Raw genomic sequence first — 1,371 nt, 5'->3', positions numbered from 1 at the left:
TAATCTGCCATACCTTCGTAGCGATCCATATGATCTTCGGAAAGGTTAAGAAATGCCGCTGCTTTAAGTTTCAAACTCGACGTCGTTTCCAACTGAAAACTTGACAGTTCCAGTACATACAAATCTGCATCTTGCTCAAGCAGCTCCAGTGCAGGCACGCCAATGTTACCGCCGACACCCACCGTCAATCCTGCCGCTTTTGCCATCACACCAGTTAAATCTGTCACCGTGCTCTTGCCGTTTGAACCAGTGATGGCCACCACTGGTTTATTCACAGCCCAAGCAAACAACTCGATGTCCCCCACGACAGGCGTGCCTTTCGCTAGCACCGTTTGTATCTCTGGTGTCGCTAACGCAATACCAGGGTTGGTCACCACCAAGTCAGCTTCTGCAAGCCACTGGGTGTTCCAACCACCACGGTGTAGTTCAACCTGTTCAGGCAGACGCTCGGCGCCTGGCGGATTGTCACGCGTATCAATAACTTTAACCGTCAATTGCGGCTGAGTTTTTCGGAGGTGTTTAACGACAGAGAGCCCGGTAATACCGAGCCCTACGACGACAACGTTATGTATGTTTTGCCAACGTTCCATATGTGATCACACTGTATTGCTTGTTCTTGGAAAGTGCGTTTAACGCACTTTCAATGTCGCAAGACCAATCAGAACAAGAACCATAGAAATTATCCAGAAACGCACGATTACGCGAGGCTCTGGCCAACCTTTTAATTCGTAGTGATGATGAATTGGTGCCATGCGGAAAATGCGTTGACCGCGCAGCTTGTATGAACCGACTTGGAGGATTACAGACAGTGTTTCCATTACAAATACACCGCCCATGATAACCAGCACCAATTCTTGACGCACCAAAACAGCGATAGTGCCTAGTGCACCACCTAGCGCAAGAGAGCCTACGTCACCCATAAATACTTGTGCTGGATAGGTGTTGAACCATAAGAACCCAAGACCCGCGCCCACAATCGCCGTACATACCACAACAAGCTCAGAGGCGTGCGGTAGATATGGGATGTGCAGATATTCAGAAAAGTTAACGTTACCAGTCGCCCAAGCGATAACGGCAAAGCCTGCAGCAACCAGTACCGTCGGCATGATAGCCAAACCATCTAAACCATCAGTGAGGTTTACCGCATTACTGGTGCCAACAATCACGAAGTAAGTCAGAATGATGTACATCAGACCAAGCTGTGGCATCACATCTTTAAAGAATGGCACGACAAGCTGCGTCGCTGCTGTGTCTTTACCATAAGCGTATAGAGCAAATGCCACAACAAATGCGTTCAAAGACTGCCAGAAATACTTCCAACGCGCGATCAAAGCATCGGAGTTTTTACGCACCACTTTACTATAATCATCG

At 48.4% G+C, this 1,371-nt stretch carries 2 protein-coding genes; both read right to left on the bottom strand.

From position 1 onward, the window contains the following. Nucleotides 1–590: UDP-N-acetylmuramoyl-L-alanine--D-glutamate ligase (gene murD / locus R7R24_RS24535; protein ID WP_318119702.1), on the bottom strand; the 590-nt coding region annotated here is incomplete at its 3' end. A 39-nt stretch (nucleotides 591–629) separates the two neighbouring features. Beyond that, nucleotides 630–1,371: phospho-N-acetylmuramoyl-pentapeptide-transferase (mraY, locus tag R7R24_RS24530; RefSeq protein WP_318119701.1), on the bottom strand; the 742-nt coding region annotated here is incomplete at its 5' end.

Source organism: Vibrio sp. 704 (assembly GCF_033339295.1).
Note: the sequence above shows the minus strand (reverse complement) of the source record. Positions and strands in the feature narration are given on the sequence as shown.